Source organism: Chryseobacterium indoltheticum, from assembly GCF_003815915.1.
Classification (GTDB): domain Bacteria; phylum Bacteroidota; class Bacteroidia; order Flavobacteriales; family Weeksellaceae; genus Chryseobacterium; species Chryseobacterium indoltheticum.
The window spans coordinates 1,027,099-1,045,026 of sequence record NZ_CP033929.1; the positions used below are offsets into that span (position 1 = coordinate 1,027,099).

General features: G+C 35.0%; 15 protein-coding genes. 6 read left to right on the plus strand and 9 right to left on the minus strand.

Annotated features, from left to right (window positions below):
* Nucleotides 1-326 precede the first annotated feature (326 nt).
* From xylE to EG358_RS04790, 3 genes are all read right to left on the minus strand, one after another.
* Nucleotides 327-1,748, minus strand: coding sequence for a D-xylose transporter XylE (gene xylE / locus EG358_RS04780; protein ID WP_076557925.1), 1,422 nt, complete (start codon nucleotides 1,746-1,748; stop codon nucleotides 327-329).
* Between the two features lie 217 nt (nucleotides 1,749-1,965).
* Nucleotides 1,966-3,294, minus strand: a complete 1,329-nt coding sequence (xylA, locus tag EG358_RS04785) for a xylose isomerase (protein WP_076557927.1) — start codon at nucleotides 3,292-3,294, stop codon at nucleotides 1,966-1,968.
* A 159-nt stretch (nucleotides 3,295-3,453) separates the two neighbouring features.
* A complete protein-coding gene (locus EG358_RS04790; protein WP_076557929.1) occupies nucleotides 3,454-4,938 on the minus strand; it encodes a xylulokinase in 1,485 nt (494 codons plus the stop codon).
* Between the two features lie 311 nt (nucleotides 4,939-5,249).
* Between EG358_RS04790 and EG358_RS04795 the strand changes: the two genes are divergently transcribed.
* Nucleotides 5,250-6,299: a hypothetical protein gene (locus EG358_RS04795; RefSeq protein WP_076557931.1), complete on the plus strand. Its 1,050-nt coding sequence runs from the start codon at nucleotides 5,250-5,252 to the stop codon at nucleotides 6,297-6,299.
* 65 nt (nucleotides 6,300-6,364) lie between these two features.
* On the opposite strand, the gene deoD is transcribed toward EG358_RS04795, so the two are convergent.
* Entirely contained in the window at nucleotides 6,365-7,075 is a 711-nt protein-coding gene (deoD, locus tag EG358_RS04800) for a purine-nucleoside phosphorylase (protein WP_076557933.1), read from the minus strand.
* A 195-nt stretch (nucleotides 7,076-7,270) separates the two neighbouring features.
* Here deoD and EG358_RS04805 point away from each other — a divergent pair, with 195 nt between their 5' ends.
* Nucleotides 7,271-9,412 carry a S9 family peptidase gene (locus EG358_RS04805; protein ID WP_076557936.1) on the plus strand — a complete coding sequence of 714 codons (2,142 nt, stop codon included), beginning with the start codon at nucleotides 7,271-7,273 and terminating at the stop codon, nucleotides 9,410-9,412.
* Between the two features lie 71 nt (nucleotides 9,413-9,483).
* Here the strand turns inward: EG358_RS04805 and EG358_RS04810 are convergent, their stop codons facing one another.
* From EG358_RS04810 to lpxK, 4 genes are all read right to left on the minus strand, one after another.
* A complete protein-coding gene (locus EG358_RS04810; RefSeq protein ID WP_076557938.1) occupies nucleotides 9,484-10,956 on the minus strand; it encodes an alpha-amylase in 1,473 nt (490 codons plus the stop codon).
* Nucleotides 10,957-10,998: 42 nt separating this feature from the next.
* A complete protein-coding gene (dinB, locus tag EG358_RS04815) occupies nucleotides 10,999-12,093 on the minus strand; it encodes a DNA polymerase IV (RefSeq protein WP_076557940.1) in 1,095 nt (364 codons plus the stop codon).
* Between the two features lie 81 nt (nucleotides 12,094-12,174).
* Nucleotides 12,175-12,687, minus strand: coding sequence for a TlpA family protein disulfide reductase (locus tag EG358_RS04820; protein ID WP_076557942.1), 513 nt, complete (start codon nucleotides 12,685-12,687; stop codon nucleotides 12,175-12,177).
* 135 nt (nucleotides 12,688-12,822) lie between these two features.
* Nucleotides 12,823-13,848 carry a tetraacyldisaccharide 4'-kinase gene (gene lpxK / locus EG358_RS04825; protein ID WP_076557944.1) on the minus strand — a complete coding sequence of 342 codons (1,026 nt, stop codon included), beginning with the start codon at nucleotides 13,846-13,848 and terminating at the stop codon, nucleotides 12,823-12,825.
* A 195-nt stretch (nucleotides 13,849-14,043) separates the two neighbouring features.
* Between lpxK and truA the strand changes: the two genes are divergently transcribed.
* The 4 genes from truA to EG358_RS04845 all read left to right on the plus strand — a co-directional run bounded on the left by truA (nucleotide 14,044) and on the right by EG358_RS04845 (nucleotide 17,379).
* Nucleotides 14,044-14,775: a tRNA pseudouridine(38-40) synthase TruA gene (truA, locus tag EG358_RS04830; protein ID WP_076557946.1), complete on the plus strand. Its 732-nt coding sequence runs from the start codon at nucleotides 14,044-14,046 to the stop codon at nucleotides 14,773-14,775.
* 13 nt (nucleotides 14,776-14,788) lie between these two features.
* Nucleotides 14,789-15,118: a hypothetical protein gene (locus EG358_RS04835; RefSeq protein WP_076557948.1), complete on the plus strand. Its 330-nt coding sequence runs from the start codon at nucleotides 14,789-14,791 to the stop codon at nucleotides 15,116-15,118.
* Between the two features lie 26 nt (nucleotides 15,119-15,144).
* Entirely contained in the window at nucleotides 15,145-15,498 is a 354-nt protein-coding gene (locus tag EG358_RS04840) for a hypothetical protein (RefSeq protein WP_076557950.1), read from the plus strand.
* 123 nt (nucleotides 15,499-15,621) lie between these two features.
* Nucleotides 15,622-17,379: an ABC transporter ATP-binding protein gene (locus EG358_RS04845; RefSeq protein WP_076557952.1), complete on the plus strand. Its 1,758-nt coding sequence runs from the start codon at nucleotides 15,622-15,624 to the stop codon at nucleotides 17,377-17,379.
* On the opposite strand, the gene EG358_RS04850 is transcribed toward EG358_RS04845, so the two are convergent.
* Nucleotides 17,374-17,724 carry an FEKKY domain-containing protein gene (locus EG358_RS04850; RefSeq protein ID WP_076557954.1) on the minus strand — a complete coding sequence of 117 codons (351 nt, stop codon included), beginning with the start codon at nucleotides 17,722-17,724 and terminating at the stop codon, nucleotides 17,374-17,376. The two genes, EG358_RS04845 and EG358_RS04850, sit on opposite strands and share 6 nt — an antisense overlap.
* Nucleotides 17,725-17,928 lie beyond the last annotated feature (204 nt).

A 17,928-nucleotide genomic window follows, 5' to 3' on the forward strand; every position in this document is an offset into this window, starting at 1 on the left:
AAACAAGGCTACTCCAAAATGCAACAAGCATACTCCAAATTAAAACAAGCATACTCCAAACTAAAACAAGGGTACTCCAAACTGCAACAAGCCTACCCCGAACTGCAACAAGGGTACTATAAACTGCAACAAGAGGCATTTAATTACAGCAAGGCACAATCATAACACAACAAGGCACAATTTAATTAAAACAAGACACAATTCAAATCCCCGGTCCCTGAGCGTATCCGAAGAGAAGTTGCATATGTCGAAAAGAAAAACAAAAAGGATCCCACATTCGGAATCCTTTTATTGTAAATAAATAATGTAAAATATAGCTGATAAATCTATTTTTCCCAAACCTTTTCAATCTCCTCAAGAGATTTACCTTTGGTTTCAGGAACCCATTTCCATACAAAAAATAAGGATAGAACGCTCATTACACCGTAAAATCCGTAGGTAAATGCGCCACTGAATTCCATCATAAAAGGATAAGTTGATGATATTAAATAATTCGCTGCCCATTGTGCAGCAACAGCAATCGCAATCGCACTTCCTCTTATTTTATTAGGGAAAATCTCTGAAATTAAAACCCAGCAAATCGGTCCCCAAGACATCATAAATGAAGCCGTGTAAACAATGATAAATACCAACGTAGCAATCCCAATGATTTGATAATAAGACAAAATCGCAATCGCAAACATTCCAATCGCCATCCCAACTGAACCTACGATCAATAATGGTTTTCTTCCCCATTTATCCACTGTGAAAATGGCAATGACGGTAAATACAACATTCACCAATCCCATCACAACGGTCTGTAACATTGATGAATCCTTATGAACGCCCATACTTTCAAAAATTCTGGGAGCATAATATAATGCCACATTAATTCCCACAAACTGCTGGAAAACAGAAAGCAAAATTCCAATCACAATTACGGTTTTCCCGAAGGCAAAAATTTCACTTTTATGCTCGACGACCGTACTTTTAATTTCGGAGAAAATTTCTTTTCCACGAGCTTCCCCATTTATTTTGGTTAATATTTTAAGCGCTTCTGCATCTTTATTGATAAACGTCAGATAACGCGGAGTTTCAGGCACGAAAAACAATAGAATTCCGAATAGGGCAGAAGGAATTGTCAATGATAAAAACATATACCGCCATCCGATCTCGTTGATCCATTCTACGGTTTGTCCACTTGCGATACCCCAGTTTACAAAGTAAACAACCAACATTCCGAAAATTATGGCAAACTGATTTAAAGAAACTAATTTTCCACGGATTTCCGCAGGTGCAATTTCACCAATGTACATCGGGCAGACCGCTGAAGCGAGCCCTACACCAATTCCACCAATGATTCTATAAAAATTAAATGCCAGCAAAACACCCATTGAATGTTCACCATGTTTGAAGAATAAAAATTCAGGATACGCTGCTCCCAATGCACTGATGAAGAACAAAAATGCAGAAAGCATCAATGATTTTTTTCTTCCCAGTTTTGTGGAAATCATTCCGGAAATGGCACCACCGATAATACACCCGATTAATGCGCTCGAAATGGTCGCTCCGTGAGCCAGTGAACTCAATCCTAATGGAATAATCAGATATTCCTGAATCGATTTTTCAGCTCCGGAAATTACTGCGGTATCGTACCCAAACAAAAGTCCTCCCAAAGTGGCGACCAACGTGAGTACGGTAACATACAGCATATTGATCTGCGCCTTTGTTCCTGAAGAATATTTAGGACCAGAATCTATTATTTGCATAGTTTGATTTAGTTTTAATTGTTAATTATTTTGGTTGTACGCAAAGGCGCAATAAATTTGACAAGCTTTATGTTTTTAAGGCGCAAAGATTTTATCGAAGATAAAATTTAAGATATTTCCTTACCGGACATCTCTTGTCACACTGAGCTTGTCGAAGTGTTTTGCGCCTTAAAATATTTTCAAAGAAAAAAAATTGCGCCTTTGCGACTAACCAATATTACAAGTATTGATTAATAATACTCTCAAGATATTCCTGCTTTCCGCTTTCTCTACCAACTTCTCCCAAACCTTGAGCATAAGTTGCAAGATCAGTTAAAGAAAGATTTCCGTCTTCAAAATCCTTCCCTTTTCCACTGTCGAAAGAAGAATATCTGCTAGTTCTGATTTCAGAATATTTTGATTTTTCTAAAATTTTATCTGCAGCTAAGAATGATCTAGCAAAATTGTCCATTCCGCTAATGTGAGCGATAAAAATATCTTCAAGATCTGTAGAATTTCTTCTGATTTTAGCATCGAAATTCACACCTCCACCTTGGAAACCTCCTGCCTGGATGATCACCAACATCGCCTGAGTCATTTCATATAGATCAACCGGGAACTGGTCTGTATCCCAACCGTTTTGGTAATCTCCTCTGTTCGCATCGATGCTTCCCAAAACATTATTATCAGCAGCAACCTGAAGTTCATGCTCAAAAGTGTGCTGTGCTAAAGTCGCGTGGTTTACTTCAAGATTTAATTTAAAATCATCCAATAAATCGTACTGACGAAGGAAGTTTAAACAAGTTGCTGCATCAAAATCATATTGGTGTTTTGTAGGTTCCATTGGTTTTGGCTCGATAAAGAAAGTTCCTTTGAATCCCTGAGCTCTTGCATAATCTTTAGCCAAATGTAAAAACTTCGCCATATGTTCCTGCTCACGCTTCATATTCGTGTTTAGAAGTGACATATAACCTTCACGACCGCCCCAGAATACATAGTTTTCTCCACCTAATTTGATGGTTGCATCCAACGCATTTTTCACCTGTCCGCCAGCGTAAGCCAAAACGTCAAATGAAGGATTGGTCGCTGCACCGTTCATAAATCTTGGGTTTGAAAAACAGTTTGAAGTTCCCCAAAGCAATTTTACACCTGAAGCAGCTTGTTTTTCCTTAGCATAATCGGTAATGAATTCTAATCTTTTCGTAGATTCTGTGAAATTATCTGCTTCATCAATCAAATCATAATCGTGGAAACAGTAATAAGGAACGCCTAATTTTGTGAAAAATTCGAACGCAGCATCCATTTTTTCTGTTGCTCTTTGTTTTGCATCAGAAGCGGTTAACCAGTCAAATTGTTGAGTTCCAGCACCGAACGGATCTCCACCGGTTGCGCAGAATGTGTGCCAGTAAGCAGAAGCAAATTTGAAATATTCTTTCATTGTTTTTCCGCGAACCACCAAATTCTCATCGTAAAATTTGAATGCCAACGGATTGTCAGACTCTCTTCCCTCAAACTGAATTTTATCTATTCCTTTAAAATACTCTTTGTTTCCTGTTGTAATTGCCATTATATTGATTTTATATTTTTTATTTATTTAATTGTCTGTTTTAAAATTCATCATAATTATTTCCCGAGCCCTCAAGGGTATAATTTTGATGGGTTTTACGAAATTTTCCTCCCTTTAGGGTTGGGGAAAAGAAAATTTCTTTTAGCCTAAACCTTAGACTCAGCTTAAAACTTTTTCAAGTTTTGTTTTCCACTTACCATAGCTTTCTCTGTATTGGTCCATATTTTTAAAATCAGGAATGTAGGTGGTGGTAATGTCTTTTTCTGTTAAAATATCGTTGAGTGTATCAAATGCTCCTGCTCCAATTGCTGCTGCTCTTGCTGCTCCGGTAGAACCTGTGGTATCAAAAATTCTGATTTCTGTATCTAGTAAGGATGCAATCGATTGCGCAAATAAGGAAGAACGAAATAAATTGTCTCCTCCAGCTTTGATAATTCCTTTTTGAAGACCGTCATTCATCAAAATTTCAGTTCCATACACGAAAGAGTAGGCAATACCTTCCAATCCGGCTCTGAACAAATGAACACTTTTGTGACGGTTAAAATTGACATTATAAGTTGATGAACCGATGTCTTTATTTTTTAAAACTCTTTCAGCACCGTTTCCGAATGGTAAAACGATAACTCCATCTGATCCGATTGGTATTTGTGAAGCTAAATCATTCAGTTCCTGATAAGAATGTCTTTTCTGGTCTACCTGATGTCTCAGCCAGCTGTACTGAATTCCGGCACCATTTAAACAAAGCATTTTCCCGATTCTAGGTTGCTCTTTTGTATGATTAATGTGTGCAAAATTGTTTACTCGCACAGATTCTTTAGAATGAATATTATTAGTCACTCCATAAACAACTCCAGAAGTTCCTCCAGTTGCAGCGATCTCTCCGGGGTTCATTACGTTTAGTGATAAAGCGTTATTCGGCTGATCTCCTGCTCTGTACAAAATTGGGATACCTTCTGGCAAACCGCTTTCTTCAGCACCCTGTTTTGAAACAACACATTGCTCCGTGAAATTTTCTACAACCGTTGAAACCAAAGATTCATCAATCCCCCAATGATTCAATAATGTTTTTGAAGCCTGATGTTTCTGGAAATCCCAAAGTACACCTTCAGATAATCCTGTGACTGTTGTCGTTGCTTCTCCGCTTAACTTTAAAGCAATAAAATCTCCGGGAAGCATAAATTTCCAGATCTTTTCATATACTTCCGGCTCATTTTCTTTGACCCATTTTAATTTTGAAGCAGTGAAATTTCCCGGTGAATTCAAAAGTTTATTCATACAAACTTCCTCACCGAGATCATCAAAAGCTTGATCGCCGGTTTCTACCGCTCGGCTGTCGCACCAAATAATGGAAGGACGCAAAACTTCTTTGTTCTTACCCACCAAAACCAAACCGTGCATCTGATAAGAAATACCAATTCCTTTGATGTCATTTTTATCGATGTGGCTTTCTGCAATCACTTTTTGAGTTAAAATTCTGAGATTCTGCCACCATTGTTCCGGATCTTGTTCTGCCCAGCCAATCTTTGGAGAATCGATGGACATCTCGCTTTCCGGATATTTTGCATGGGCGATCACTCTGCCCTGTTCATCCACGATAGAAGCCTTTATTGATGAGCTTCCAACATCATATCCTATAAACTTCATTAATAAATTAATAATTGTTAACCTTTAAATGTAATAATTTTATCTAATACTGTATAAATTTTTAGGAATATGAGAAATAGATTTTTTATAAGTTTGTTAATCGTTTATTTATAGGGAGTTAGAAAACTTTTTCCCAATATAAAATTGTTGAAAGTTCAAGAGAAATTCAAAAAATAACCTTCAGATATTCCCCGAAAAGTTAGCTGAACAAGCTTATTGGAGTAATCGATTGCACAAATGGTTTATTTTTAATTTAATGTTCATCCTTTTTATATCTGAAATTTCATTAATTTTAAATAAATGCATAGTCTATGAAATCTGTTTTGATAGTTCTCTTATTTTTACTCTTTAATTGTGGAAAAAAACAAACTGAAAAGAAAACGCTGAATCAGTCGGCTTCTATATCAAAAAATGACATGCCGATAAAAGAAACTAAACAGAAAATTGATATTCTTAAAATTTTATTGGATGAAGAAATAGGTACTGAAAAACCTGAGAAAGTAGATTACGAAAACTATTCGGTTTCTTTTAGAAATGATGGTGATTCTTACAGTGTTTCTTTTCTGAAAATTGCTTCAGAAGATCTCAATAAAGATGGGATTGCAGACTATATAATAGAAAGAAATTCAGAAGGAATGCTTGGAGGAAATGCAAATACAAACTCTGAAATTTCATACATCATTATGGGAAAAGATGACCATATTCAGGATAAGCATAGAATTCTTACTTATGCACCTTTCTCATATAATATTTTAGATAATATAGCGTACAAAAACGGAGTTTTAAAGGCAACTGCCACACAAAATTACCGTACTTATTCTAAACCCGAAGAAGAACTGGAATCTGCGGATTTATCTTTTATTTATAAAGATGGAAATGTATACGAAGAAACCTATTTGTCTAACTGTGAGCTGGCAAAATGGAAAAATAAGAAAGTATTAAAAAATGCATCAGAATCATTCAGAACGATTGATATGCATAATTATACTGAAGTTTTGAATGAGAAATTTAATGCTAAGGATTTTGAATGTACAGTGGAACTTTCGGGTTGTGACAATTTAGATTTAATAGTAGAAGGAAATTTTATAACGTCAGATCTAAGTCAGAAAAATATTGATCGCAAGATGAAACAATTTTTGAATTTTCTGGTTCAAAATACAAGCCTTACCGAGGATTTTAAAATTGTGCAAAGTCATTATTTAAGTAATCCTGTGTCGGAAGAGCTCGTTACAAAAGGAAAACTTTCATTTAATATTTTCACGAATAAAGAAAAAGGTAAAATAAATTTCCGTTTGGTTTTAAATAAAGATAACAATCAAAATCAAGCTGAAAATTGGGAAATAACTACACGAAAAAAATAGAAGTCTATAACTAAAAAGAGCTCTACTCATTAAGTAGAACTCTTTTTATTTGTATCAATTGATTCTTAAATCACTTTCAAACCTGCTTCCAAAGCCAATTCGATCATTGGTTTCAAAGCTGTTTCTCTTTCGTCAGCCGAAATAAATTCTTTGGTTGGGATAATATCAGAAACCGTAAGAATCGTTGCTGCATTTTTACCTAAATGTTTAGCATTGGCAAACAATCCGAAAGCTTCCATTTCTACTGCTGGGCAATTGTATTTCGTAGCAATTGCAGGAGTTGCAGGATCTTTTCTGTAAAAAATATCACTGCTGTGAATGTTGGTTGCTTTAGTTTTTAAAGATAATTCTTCAGCCGTTTTGTTGATGATATCATAAATATTTCCCTGATGAGAAAAAATCTCTTCTTCAAATCCCCAAGCATATTTTGCATACGTACTTTCGCTGGCTGCATTTTCTACATTTAAAATATCGAATAATTTTACATCACTCGAATATCCGCCACAAGTTCCGATTCTGATGATCGTATCGACTTCATATTCTGTGTACAGCTCAAAAGAATAAATTCCGATACTTGGAAAGCCCATTCCGCTTGCTCCCACAGAGATTTCTTTCCCTTTGTAAGTTCCGGTGTAATAAAAAATACCTCTCGTTTGACTTACTAATTTTGCGTTTTCAAGGAAGTTTTCAGCGATATATTTTGCACGAAGCGGATCTCCCGGTTGCAAAACAACTTTGGCAATCTCTCCCTTTTTTGCACTGATGTGTACGCTCATATTTTTGTTTTAAATTTTTTACAAAGATAACAATTTGTGGATTGAGAACGGTAAAATGATATTATTCAGGAACTTTTCAAATAATAATATATAATCCTTTTTAAAGTTTAAAATACACTTTCATTATCTTTTTATTTTAACATTTCTTAACGTGTGACTTTTATTTCTTATTTTTGACGGATTCAATTTTATGCAATGAAATTATATAAATTTTCTTTATTAATGGTTGTTTTGGGTGGAACAGCGTTGGCTCAAAACCAGAAATTTACCATGGCGGAAGCTGTAAACGGCATGAGAAGTAATCTTGCGGTGAAAAATATTTCACAGTTTTCTTGGTCAAGCGACAGCAAATCTTATATTCAGGCTGTAAAAGGTGGATATTTAACGACAGATCTTAAGACAAACAAGCAAGATACATTGATCTCTCTTTACCAGTTGAACAAAAATTTTGCTGATGAAAAGCTAAAAGGCCTTCCTCCTGTAAAATTTATCACCAATTCTGAAGCTTATATAACGGCTAATAATCAAATGTATTGGCTTGAGAAATCGGGTAACGACTGGAAGGTAAAACGTTCGGCAACATTAGGAGATAATCCCGCAAATGTAAAAATGCTTGCAGATAATCAGACTTTGGTTTATACTAAAAATAATAATCTTTTCATCAATAAAAACGGAAAAGAAGTTGCAATAACGAATGATTCTAACGAAAATATTCTGAACGGAGCTTCTAATGTTCATAGAAACGAATTTGGTATTGACACCGGAATCTTCCCGTCTCCCAATTCTGAAAATGTAGCTTTTTACAGAATGGATCAGACTATGGTTGCAGATTATCCTGTGATTGACTGGTCTGTAACTCCTGCTGTGAATACCAATATTAAATATCCAATGGCAGGAAAGACTTCTCATGAAGTGACATTGGGAGTGTATAATATTAAAAATCAAAAGACCACTTTCCTAAAAGTGGAAGGCGAAAAAGACCAATATCTTACGGCAGTTACCTGGAGTCCGGATTCTAAATTCATTTTTGTAGGGGTTTTAAACAGAGGTCAGAATCATTTAAAAATGAATCAGTATGACGCTGTTACCGGAAACTTTGTGAAAACTTTATTTGAAGAAACCAGCGACAAATATGTTGAACCTCAACATCCTTTACTGTTCTTCCCGAATTCAAATACAGATTTTATCTGGCAAAGTCAGAGAACGGGTTACAATCATTTGTTTCACTACAGCTTAGAAAAAGGTTTAATTGCTCAAATCACAAAAGGAGATTGGTTGGTAACCGATATTTTAGGGTTTAATGAAAAGAAAAAAGAGATCTATTATGTTTCTACACAGGAAAGCCCGATGGAAAGACATATCTACAGAATCAACTGGAATACTTTCAAAACTCAGAAATTAGACAATGCGGAAGGAACGCACGCTGCAGTATTGAGCAGCGACGGTAATTATTTATATGATACGTATAGCAATGCAGCGTCTCCGAGAGTTGCCGATATTCTCAATACTTCAACTTTGAAAGCAACAAATATTTTAAAGTCTGAAGATCCGCTGAAAAATTATCTTCGTCCACAAATTAAAAATATCAACTTAAAAGCTGACGACGGAACTTTATTATACGGAAAGATTATTCTTCCAACTAATTTCGATCCTAATAAAAAATATCCAGCTATTGTTTATTTATACAATGGCCCGCATTTGCAATTGGTAACCAATACTTTCCCGGCTTCAGGAAATCTTTGGTATGAATATATGGCTCAAAACGGATATATTATTTTTACAATGGACGGAAGAGGTTCATCAAACAGAGGGATGAAATTCGAACAGGCTGTTTTCAGAAATCTGGGAACAGTAGAAATGAAAGATCAAATGCAAGGTGTGAAATATCTGATGTCTCTTCCTTACGTAGATGAGGAAAGAATGGGAATTCACGGCTGGAGTTTTGGTGGATTTATGACAACAAGTTTTATGCTTAAGGAGCCAAATGTTTTCAAAGTAGGTGTTGCGGGAGGTCCGGTAATCGACTGGAATATGTACGAAACGATGTACACTGAAAGATATATGGATACGCCTCAGGAAAATCCTGAAGGTTACAAAACAGCAAATCTTTTAGATAAAGTTCAGAATCTTCAGGGTAAATTACTGATGATTCACGGCGCTCAGGATGATGTTGTGGTATGGCAACATTCTGTGAAATTTCTTAAATCTGCTGTTGACAACGGTATTCAGCTTGATTATTTTGTTTATCCGGGACATCCGCACAATGTGGTTGGGAAAGACAGAGTGCATTTGATGCAAAAAGTGACCGATTATTTTGATTTATACTTAAAGAAATAATAAAAAGAAATCCAGTCTTGTAAAAGGCTGGATTTCTTTGTTTTAAAGACTAATGATGTGTTGAAAAAACTTTATTCAGGGATCCAGACACTCACATTTCCTGCAGGAACCGGAAAATCTCCCCAGCCATCTTCTCTTATTTGTACTTTTTCTTCAGATCTTCCCAATGCGTCATAAAAAGTTCTTCCAATATATCTTTCACCCATTTCCATAGGTTTATCGTATGCATCTTTATTACTAAGAACAACGGCACATCCTTCATGCTCGTCATCACCTTCACGAATCCAGCCTAAACAATTGGCATCTTCAAAATAGTCTCTTTGTAATCCGTAAGCATTTTCTTTTCTTGCTTTTAAAAGCTCTTCAATACCATCTACTTTTTCTAAAAATATTTCCTGCTCGTTTCCTTCACGGTCGGTATCTTTATAATGAGCTCCATACAAATCAGGATAAAAAATACAAGGATAACCTTTTTCTCTCAGTAAAATAAGTGCATATGCGAGAGGCTTAAACCATGCTTCAACTGGCGCTTCAAGATCTTGTAATGGCTGTGTATCGTGATTGTCGACCAGACTTACAGAATGCATAGGATCGGCTTCCGTTAAAGTATAAGCAAGAATATTTCTCAAATCATAAGAATCTGCTTCTTTGGATGCATTGTGAAAATTGTTTTGTAACGAACTGTCAAAAAGACTCATGCAGCCTTCTGTTGCTTCAATGTATTTCTGTAATAAATTGAGTTGCCCGGGAGCCCAATATTCACCAACGGCAAAAATATTCTTTCCGGAGTTGGAACGTAGCATCGTTAACCATTCTTTATAAAATTCAAAAGAAATATGCTTTAGAGCATCCAGCCTTACACCGTCAAAACCAGTTTCGTCAAAATACCATTTTGCCCATTTATTCAATTCTTCACGCACATGAGGATTTCGATGTTCGATGTCATTAAACATGAGGTAATCATAATTTCCTTTCTCGTCATCAATCATCTCTTCCCAGTCGTCACCATATTCAGACTTTATTTTATAGATGTGCGAATCTCTTCCTTCAGCATAATCTACACCGCTGAAACAAGTGAAATTCCATTCAAAATCTGAATACTTTTTTCCACGTCCCGGGAAAGTAAATTTTGTATACGATTCTATTTCAATTTCTGAAGAAATAATCTTTTCCCGATTATTTTCATCAACTTTTACAACTTTAAATTTTTCTAATTCATCACCACCACCTTTGTGTCCCAAAACAACATCTACAATAACCTGAATATTATTTTCTTTTAAACTTTTAATCGCTTTTATATAATCATCCTTGGTTCCGTATTTTGTGGCTATTGAGTTTTTTTGGTCAAATTCACCAAGGTCAAAAAGATCATAAGCATCATATCCTACAGAATATCCACCATTTGTGCCTTTGTAAGCCGGTGGAAACCAGGCTGAGGTGATGCCGAGTTGAGATAAATAATTTGCTTGTTCTTCTGCGTGCTTCCATAGTTTTCCGTCTCCTTCTGAGTACCAGTGGAAAAACTGAATCATGGTTTGGTTCATAGTTAATATATTTTGATGAGATTATTCAATGAAAATCAATTTTCAATTTTCAAAATCCTCAAACGGAATTTTTAGCTGAACTGAAATCTGCTTTTTTTCTTCAGTGTTGAGGTGAGACAGTGATAGTCCCAATAATCGTACCGCTTTATCAAAAGGCCGAAGTTCCCACAGTTTTTTTGAGGTTGCAAAATATTGTTCAGGGGATGTGAAATATTCTTCCTTTGTAAAACTTCTTGTAAACAGCGAAAAATCTTTGTATTTGATTTTCAATGTTAAAGATCTGCCTAAGATCTGATGTTTCTGTAAACGCTGATGAAGCTCCTGACTTAAATTTTCTAATTTTTCGTTGATTTGTTGTTCATCAAAGAGATCTTCGAAAAACGTACGCTCTACAGCGACGCTCTTCTGTATTCGGTTGGGTTTTACTTCAGAGTGATGAATTCCACGAACGACGTCATAATAATACCTTCCTGATTTTCCGAAAAGTCTTATTAAATCTTCAAGCGACCTGTTTTTTAGATCTTTTCCTTTATAAATTGCCAGGCTAAACATTTTATTGGCCGTTACTTTTCCTACACCATAAAATTTTTCAACAGGAAGTTCTTCCAAAAACTTTTCTATTTTTTCGGGATGAATAGTTTTCTGTCCGTTGGGTTTATTAATGTCTGAAGCAACTTTAGCCAAAAATTTATTAATTGAAATTCCAGCAGAAGCAGTTAATCCAGTGTGTTCAAATATTTTCTGGCGGATTTCTTTGGCAATCTGATTGGCTGACTCAATTCCTTTTTTATTTTCGGTAACGTCAAGATAGGCTTCATCTAAAGAAAGTGGCTCTACCAAATCGGTATATTCGTAGAAAATTTCACGGATTTTTCTGGATATTTCCTTGTATCGCGCAAATCTGGGCGGAACAAAAATAAGATGCGGACATTTTTCTTTTGCCGTTTTACTCGGCATGGCAGACCGGACTCCAAATTTCCTTGCTTCATAGCTCGCCGCAGAAACAACGCCACGATGACCACCGCCAACAGCAATGGCTTTTCCTCGCAATTCAGGATTGTCATGTTGCTCTACGGAAGCATAAAATGCATCCATATCAACATGAATTATTTTGCGGAGTGGAAAAGAAGAATCCATATCACAAAGATATGGATTCTAAGATTTTTTTAATTCAATATTCGAAGTGTAAGATTCAATGCTGATCCAAAAACTTTAAACTTATTTCAGTTTGTCGATTGTCGCTTGAATTTCCGGATCGTCGGGAGAAATAGCGTAATATTTTGCAATATCAGATTTTTGATCAATCACCATATATCTAGGAATCCAGTTGAGATCAATATAATTATTGAAATCATTTTTCCAGCCTGAAGCAAACCAGTAGTTTTCCTTTTCTTTCATGTTAAATCTTTCCAGACTGCTGTCAAATTTCTCTTTTGATCTTTCTAGTGAAAAGAACACAAAATCGATATTCGGATTGTTTTTCTCCAATTCCTCGGCTTTAGGCAACGCCTGAAGGCAATCTCTACACCAGCCGGCCCAGAAATCGATAACCAAAACTTTTCCTTTATGTTGATTTAATATTTCCTGAACGCTAATGTTTTTTCCATTCTCATCTTCCAATTTCTGACGTAATGCTTCTTTAGAAAACTGAGTTTTTGAAACTTCAGGTGTTTTTTGAGAACATCCCAAAGTGAAAATACTCAACATCATAAAAGTCAACAGCTGTTTCATATGCAGATATTTAATTGTACAAATCTAAACATTGATTTGTTAAGTTAAAATGAAATTGCATGAATTGGCTTAAATTTAAGAATTGAAACAATCTATATTAAATGAAAAATCTGCAACTTTCGCCGCAGACTTCTATTATCTTTTATTCACGTAATTCATAATTACCTGATTGAATTCTTCCTTTTTATCGATCACCACATTGATCGGCCAGTAATACACCAGATCACGCAGATAGTCAAAAGTTTTCAGACGAACGTAATCTTTTTCGGTGGTAAGAATTAATTTGTATTCGCCCAATTTTTTGTACTCTTCGATAATGTTTTTAATATCTGCATCAGAAAAATTATGATGATCTCTGAATTTCAGATGTTTTACACGTTGCGAAAATTTAGCCAAATGATTCAGCAAAGGTTTTGGGTTGGCAATTCCTGTGATGAGAAGAATATCGTAATAATTCAAGTTGTTATCAGGAAGCATTTTTTCTCTTGAATAGACATTTTCGTCATATCCGATGGATGAGAAAAATACTTTTTGACCACGCTCGGGCTTTATTCTTGAGATATAATATTGCTTAGTTTCCTCAGTCAGTTCATCAGGGCATTTACTCACCATAATGATATCTGCTCTTTTTGATCCTGCTCTGGATTCTCTCAAATCTCCTGCCGGAAGTAGATGATCTTTAAAATAAGGATCATTGAAATCGGTCATTAAAATATTGAATCCTGCTTTGATGGCTCGGTGTTGCATTGCATCATCAAGAATCAGCACATCAAGATCCATATCATCGATCACTTTTTTTGCTCCGGGAACACGGTCTTCGGAAACTGCAATTACAAAACGGTTTTTAAAACGCTCAAAAAGCTGCATCGCTTCATCACCCACAGTTTTATAATTACTGTCGTAGTTGGTAACGTCGTATCCTTTCGTCAGTCTTCCGTAGCCTCTGGAAAGTACGCCTGTTCTGTAATGTTTAGATAAAGATTTTGCCAAATACATCACCATTGGTGATTTTCCGCTTCCGCCCACAGAAAGATTGCCGACATTAATAATCGGGGTCTTAAACTTCGTGGACTTAAAAATTCCAAGATCATACATTGTGTTTCGGATGCCCGTAACCATGTGATAACCTAAGGAAAAAGGGTAAAGGTACCATCTTTTCATACGTTGGCAAAAATAAGAATTTTAAAACCGTTAAATGATGTTTTTAATCAGTTTTCGAAATAAAATTAACAATTTTTTTTCCATCAAATTAAAGTATTTTTGCAGGAATGTTTAAGTAGTAAAATGAGTGGTAATATTTAATCATTCAATAGTAATTTATTTACCATTTATTTCTAAATCTAATATTGATCGACTTTGAGATATTTTATTGAATTTTCATACAACGGTAAAAATTATTTTGGCTATCAGATTCAGCCGAAAGATATATCTGTACAGGAAGAACTGGAGCGAGCTCTTTCTACGATTTTAAGACAAGAAATTAAAACAACAGGAGCGGGAAGAACAGACACAGGAGTTCATGCCAAGAAAATGTTTGCCCATTTTGAGACTGATCAGATTTTGAGCGATCAGCTTTCTCATAAACTGAATAGTTTTTTGCCTGCTGATATTTCGGTGAAAAGAATTTTTAAAGTGAAAGATGATTTTCATGCTCGTTTTGATGCCACTTTCCGAACGTATGAATATTATATTTCTTTGGAAAAAAATCCGTTTACGCAGGATTCGGCTTGGCAACATTGGCGAAAGCCTTTAGATATCAATAAAATGAATGAAGCCTGTAAGATTTTATTTGAATATGAAGATTTTACAAGTTTTGCGAAACTGCATACCGACAACAAAACCAATCTCTGCAAAATGTATAAAGCAGAATGGGAGCAAAACGGAACCGAACTGAAATTTACTGTTTCGGCCAACCGTTTTCTTAGAAATATGGTAAGAGCAATTGTCGGGACAATGGTGGAAGTAGGCTCCGGGAAGATACAACCGGAAGATATCCGAAAAGTAATAGAAAATAAAAATCGAAATTCTGCGGGAACTTCTGCTCCGGCTCATGCATTGTTTTTGGTCGATGTTGGGTATGAATTTTAAATATTAAATAAAAATGATTTCAATTATAATTGCTATTGGTGTTTTCAGATATTATCAAAAACTGGCTGTAAGAAACGGAAAAGTTCACTGGAAATATGGTTTTCTGGGAATGGGAATTTGTTTAGGTGTACAATTACTATTCTGGTTGATTTATAAATCTATCGAAATGCTATTAAATTCTCAAGAGTCGGATTTGTTTTCTGTGACTCTTGTTACAACTTTAGGATGGGTTGCTTCTATTTTTACTGTTTGGTTTGTTCATCGAAATCTTGAAAAATCGTGGAGAAAAGACTCAGTTTCAACACATGAATCAGAAATAGACGGAATCGGAAAAAATAATTAAATTAGATTCATAAAAAACTAAAAACTATGATGTCAATTATTATTCTTGTTGGTGCGTATAGGTATTATGCAGGTTTAGCTGAGCGATTTGGTAAAACAAAGTGGCAATTCGGTCTTTTGGCGATAGGTATTTATCTGGGCTTTCAGATCTTATTTTTACTTTCTTACAGATTTTATGATGCAATATCAAATCCAAATGCTCTGAATGATAATAATTATTCAGGTTTTTCAGGAATCAATATCATCAGTTGGATATTTGCGATTGGCTGTGTTTATGGAGTTTACAGGATTCTTGAAAATCGATTTAAAAAGGAAAATGCAAAGAATCCAATTTTGGAAATTGAAGAAATAGGAACCGAGCATACAAAAGATCTTCATTAAATATACATTTGGTAAATAACAGATATCTTTAATTTTCTATCCAAGTTCTTCGAGCTGTAAAATTTTAAAGCCGTATTTTTGCAGAGAATTTTTTCAAATTAATTCTTTACGTCAATTTCTATAATGAAAAAACAAGATACCTGGGCAATTGTAAAAAGGCTTTTCTTCATCGGTATGAAGTTTCGTTCCTGGTTTATTTTTACTCTGATTATTTCCATCATATTATCGGTTGTTTCTACTTACAGGCCTTATCTTACAATGCAGATTGTGGATAATGATATCACGAAGCTGAAAGATAAAGCGCTCATGATGAAGCATATTTATGTTTTGGTTGGGTTGGTGTTTGCCGAAACAATTTTAAATTTCTTTTTAGTTTATTTTTCAAATTACATTTCGCAGAATGTTATCAGAGATATTCGTGAAAGACTTTATAACAAACTGATTTATTTCAGAACCGCTTTTTTTGATAAAACTCCGATTGGTCAGTTAGTGACAAGAGCAGTTGGTGATGTAGAAACTATTGCAACGGTTTATACAGACGGTTTTCTGATGGTTTTTGGAGACGTTTTGAGAATTGTCTTCGTTTTATTTATGATGTTTCAGGTTGATGTGCATTTGAGTTACATTTCTCTTGCCATTTTACCTTTAATGGTTGTGATTACAAGATTTTTCCAGAAAAGACTGAAGAAGGCATTTGGTGACGAAAGAACCTGGACTTCCAATCAAAACTCTTTTGTGCAGGAAAGATTGGCGGGAATGCCGATTATTCAGGTATTCAACAGGCAAAAGGCAGAGTTCAAAAAGTTTGATGATATTAATATCACTTTAAAAAGTGCTTTATTAAGGACCGTTTTTATCTTCTCTTTATTTTTTCCTGTAGTTGAATTGATTTCATCCCTTTTCATTGGTTTTGTCCTGTTTTATGGAGGTTATATTACCATCAGTGCGGGTGTTGTGATTGCATTTATTCAGTTTATTTCGATGTTGATTCGTCCTTTACGACAGATTGCAGATCGTTTCAACAATATTCAGCGTGGAATTGTAGGTGCAGAAAGAGTTTTGGGCGTGATGGATGAAGATTATGCAATGCCAAATACAGGAACGGTTAAAAAAGATCACTTTGACGGAAAGATAGAATTCAAAGATGTTCGTTTTGCGTATGATGAGAAACAGGAAGTTTTAAAAGGAATTGATTTTAAAGTAAATCCCGGAGAAACTGTGGCTATTGTCGGTGCAACCGGAGCCGGAAAATCGACAATTATCAGTTTAATTACAAGATTGTATGATATCAATTCGGGGGAAATTTACATTGATGATGTCGAACTCAAAGATTATGAACTGTATAATCTGAGAAGTCACATCGGTGTGGTTTTGCAAGATGTTTTCCTGTTCCACGGAAGCATTTATGAAAACCTTGCATTTGGTGATGATGAGGTGACTTTAGAAAAAATAAAAGCCGGCGCAAGAGAAATTGAAGTTGATGACTTTATTGAAAGCCTGCCCGGCGGTTACGAGTTTGTGGTAAGCGAAAGAGGGTCGTCTATTTCTTTAGGACAGAGACAGCTTTTGTCTTTCTTAAGAGCATATTTGTCAGATCCAAAGATCTTGATTTTGGATGAGGCGACTTCATCCATTGACCACGAAAGTGAAAAATTAATCCAGAGAGCGACAGAGAAAATTACCAAAAACAGAACATCAATTATCATTGCTCACAGACTTTCAACCATTGAGAAAGCCGATAAAATCATCGTCATGGAGCATGGTAAAATCGTTGAAGAAGGCAAACATCTTGAGCTTTTAGATAAAAACGGATATTATTCCACATTATATAAAGCACAGCTGAGACACGAAATTGAAGTAGAAGAAAAAGAAAGCCTATAAACCGTAAGGAATTATTTCCAGATCTTTTTTCCAGTTTTCACCGTATTTTGTGGTTAAATATTGGGCAACTTCCTGATTGTTCTTTCTTGCTTTTTCCGACATATACGGAGTGATTACACAATTTTCGTAAAGTATATTTACTCCGTATTTTTGTTTAAAACTGTCGTGGTTTCGTGACATAATTCCGAACTGGAGAAAATACTTCATTTCTTCTTTTTTAGCTGCGGCATTTTGCTTTTCATTTCCTTTTTTAGATTCTAAAACCACGGGATTATATTCTTGTGCGAAAATTGCCAGTGAAAAAGTGATAAAGATGAGTAAAGATAATGCTTTGAAGAAATTCATTGTGTTTTTATTTCTTTTTTTGATTCTTAAAATTACTAAAAGTTAAATTTTAATTTATACAAGAAATTTTTTTGTATTCAATCGATTAAAACTTTTAATAAATTTAGCTAAATGATTCAAGGAGAATCAATTAAAGAAACTACGGTCAAATCTACATTTGTTAACATTTGGTTCATATTAAATTCACTTTTCATTAATAACTAT

What these genes read in the sequence shown, in the direction of transcription:
- EG358_RS04820 (WP_076557942.1), bottom strand. Translation starts at nt 12,687, where the DNA reads ATGAAACAGCTGTTGACTTTTATGATGTTGAGTATTTTCACTTTGGGA.
- EG358_RS04835 (WP_076557948.1), top strand. Translation starts at nt 14,789, where the DNA reads ATGATTTCAATTATAATTGCTATTGGTGTTTTCAGATATTATCAAAAA.
- dinB (WP_076557940.1), bottom strand. Translation starts at nt 12,093, where the DNA reads ATGGATTCTTCTTTTCCACTCCGCAAAATAATTCATGTTGATATGGAT.
- lpxK (WP_076557944.1), bottom strand. Translation starts at nt 13,848, where the DNA reads ATGAAAAGATGGTACCTTTACCCTTTTTCCTTAGGTTATCACATGGTT.
- EG358_RS04840 (WP_076557950.1), top strand. Translation starts at nt 15,145, where the DNA reads ATGATGTCAATTATTATTCTTGTTGGTGCGTATAGGTATTATGCAGGT.
- EG358_RS04810 (WP_076557938.1), bottom strand. Translation starts at nt 10,956, where the DNA reads ATGAACCAAACCATGATTCAGTTTTTCCACTGGTACTCAGAAGGAGAC.
- EG358_RS04845 (WP_076557952.1), top strand. Translation starts at nt 15,622, where the DNA reads ATGAAAAAACAAGATACCTGGGCAATTGTAAAAAGGCTTTTCTTCATC.
- xylE (WP_076557925.1), bottom strand. Translation starts at nt 1,748, where the DNA reads ATGCAAATAATAGATTCTGGTCCTAAATATTCTTCAGGAACAAAGGCG.
- EG358_RS04790 (WP_076557929.1), bottom strand. Translation starts at nt 4,938, where the DNA reads ATGAAGTTTATAGGATATGATGTTGGAAGCTCATCAATAAAGGCTTCT.
- EG358_RS04795 (WP_076557931.1), top strand. Translation starts at nt 5,250, where the DNA reads ATGAAATCTGTTTTGATAGTTCTCTTATTTTTACTCTTTAATTGTGGA.
- deoD (WP_076557933.1), bottom strand. Translation starts at nt 7,075, where the DNA reads ATGAGCGTACACATCAGTGCAAAAAAGGGAGAGATTGCCAAAGTTGTT.
- xylA (WP_076557927.1), bottom strand. Translation starts at nt 3,294, where the DNA reads ATGGCAATTACAACAGGAAACAAAGAGTATTTTAAAGGAATAGATAAA.
- EG358_RS04805 (WP_076557936.1), top strand. Translation starts at nt 7,271, where the DNA reads ATGAAATTATATAAATTTTCTTTATTAATGGTTGTTTTGGGTGGAACA.
- EG358_RS04850 (WP_076557954.1), bottom strand. Translation starts at nt 17,724, where the DNA reads ATGAATTTCTTCAAAGCATTATCTTTACTCATCTTTATCACTTTTTCA.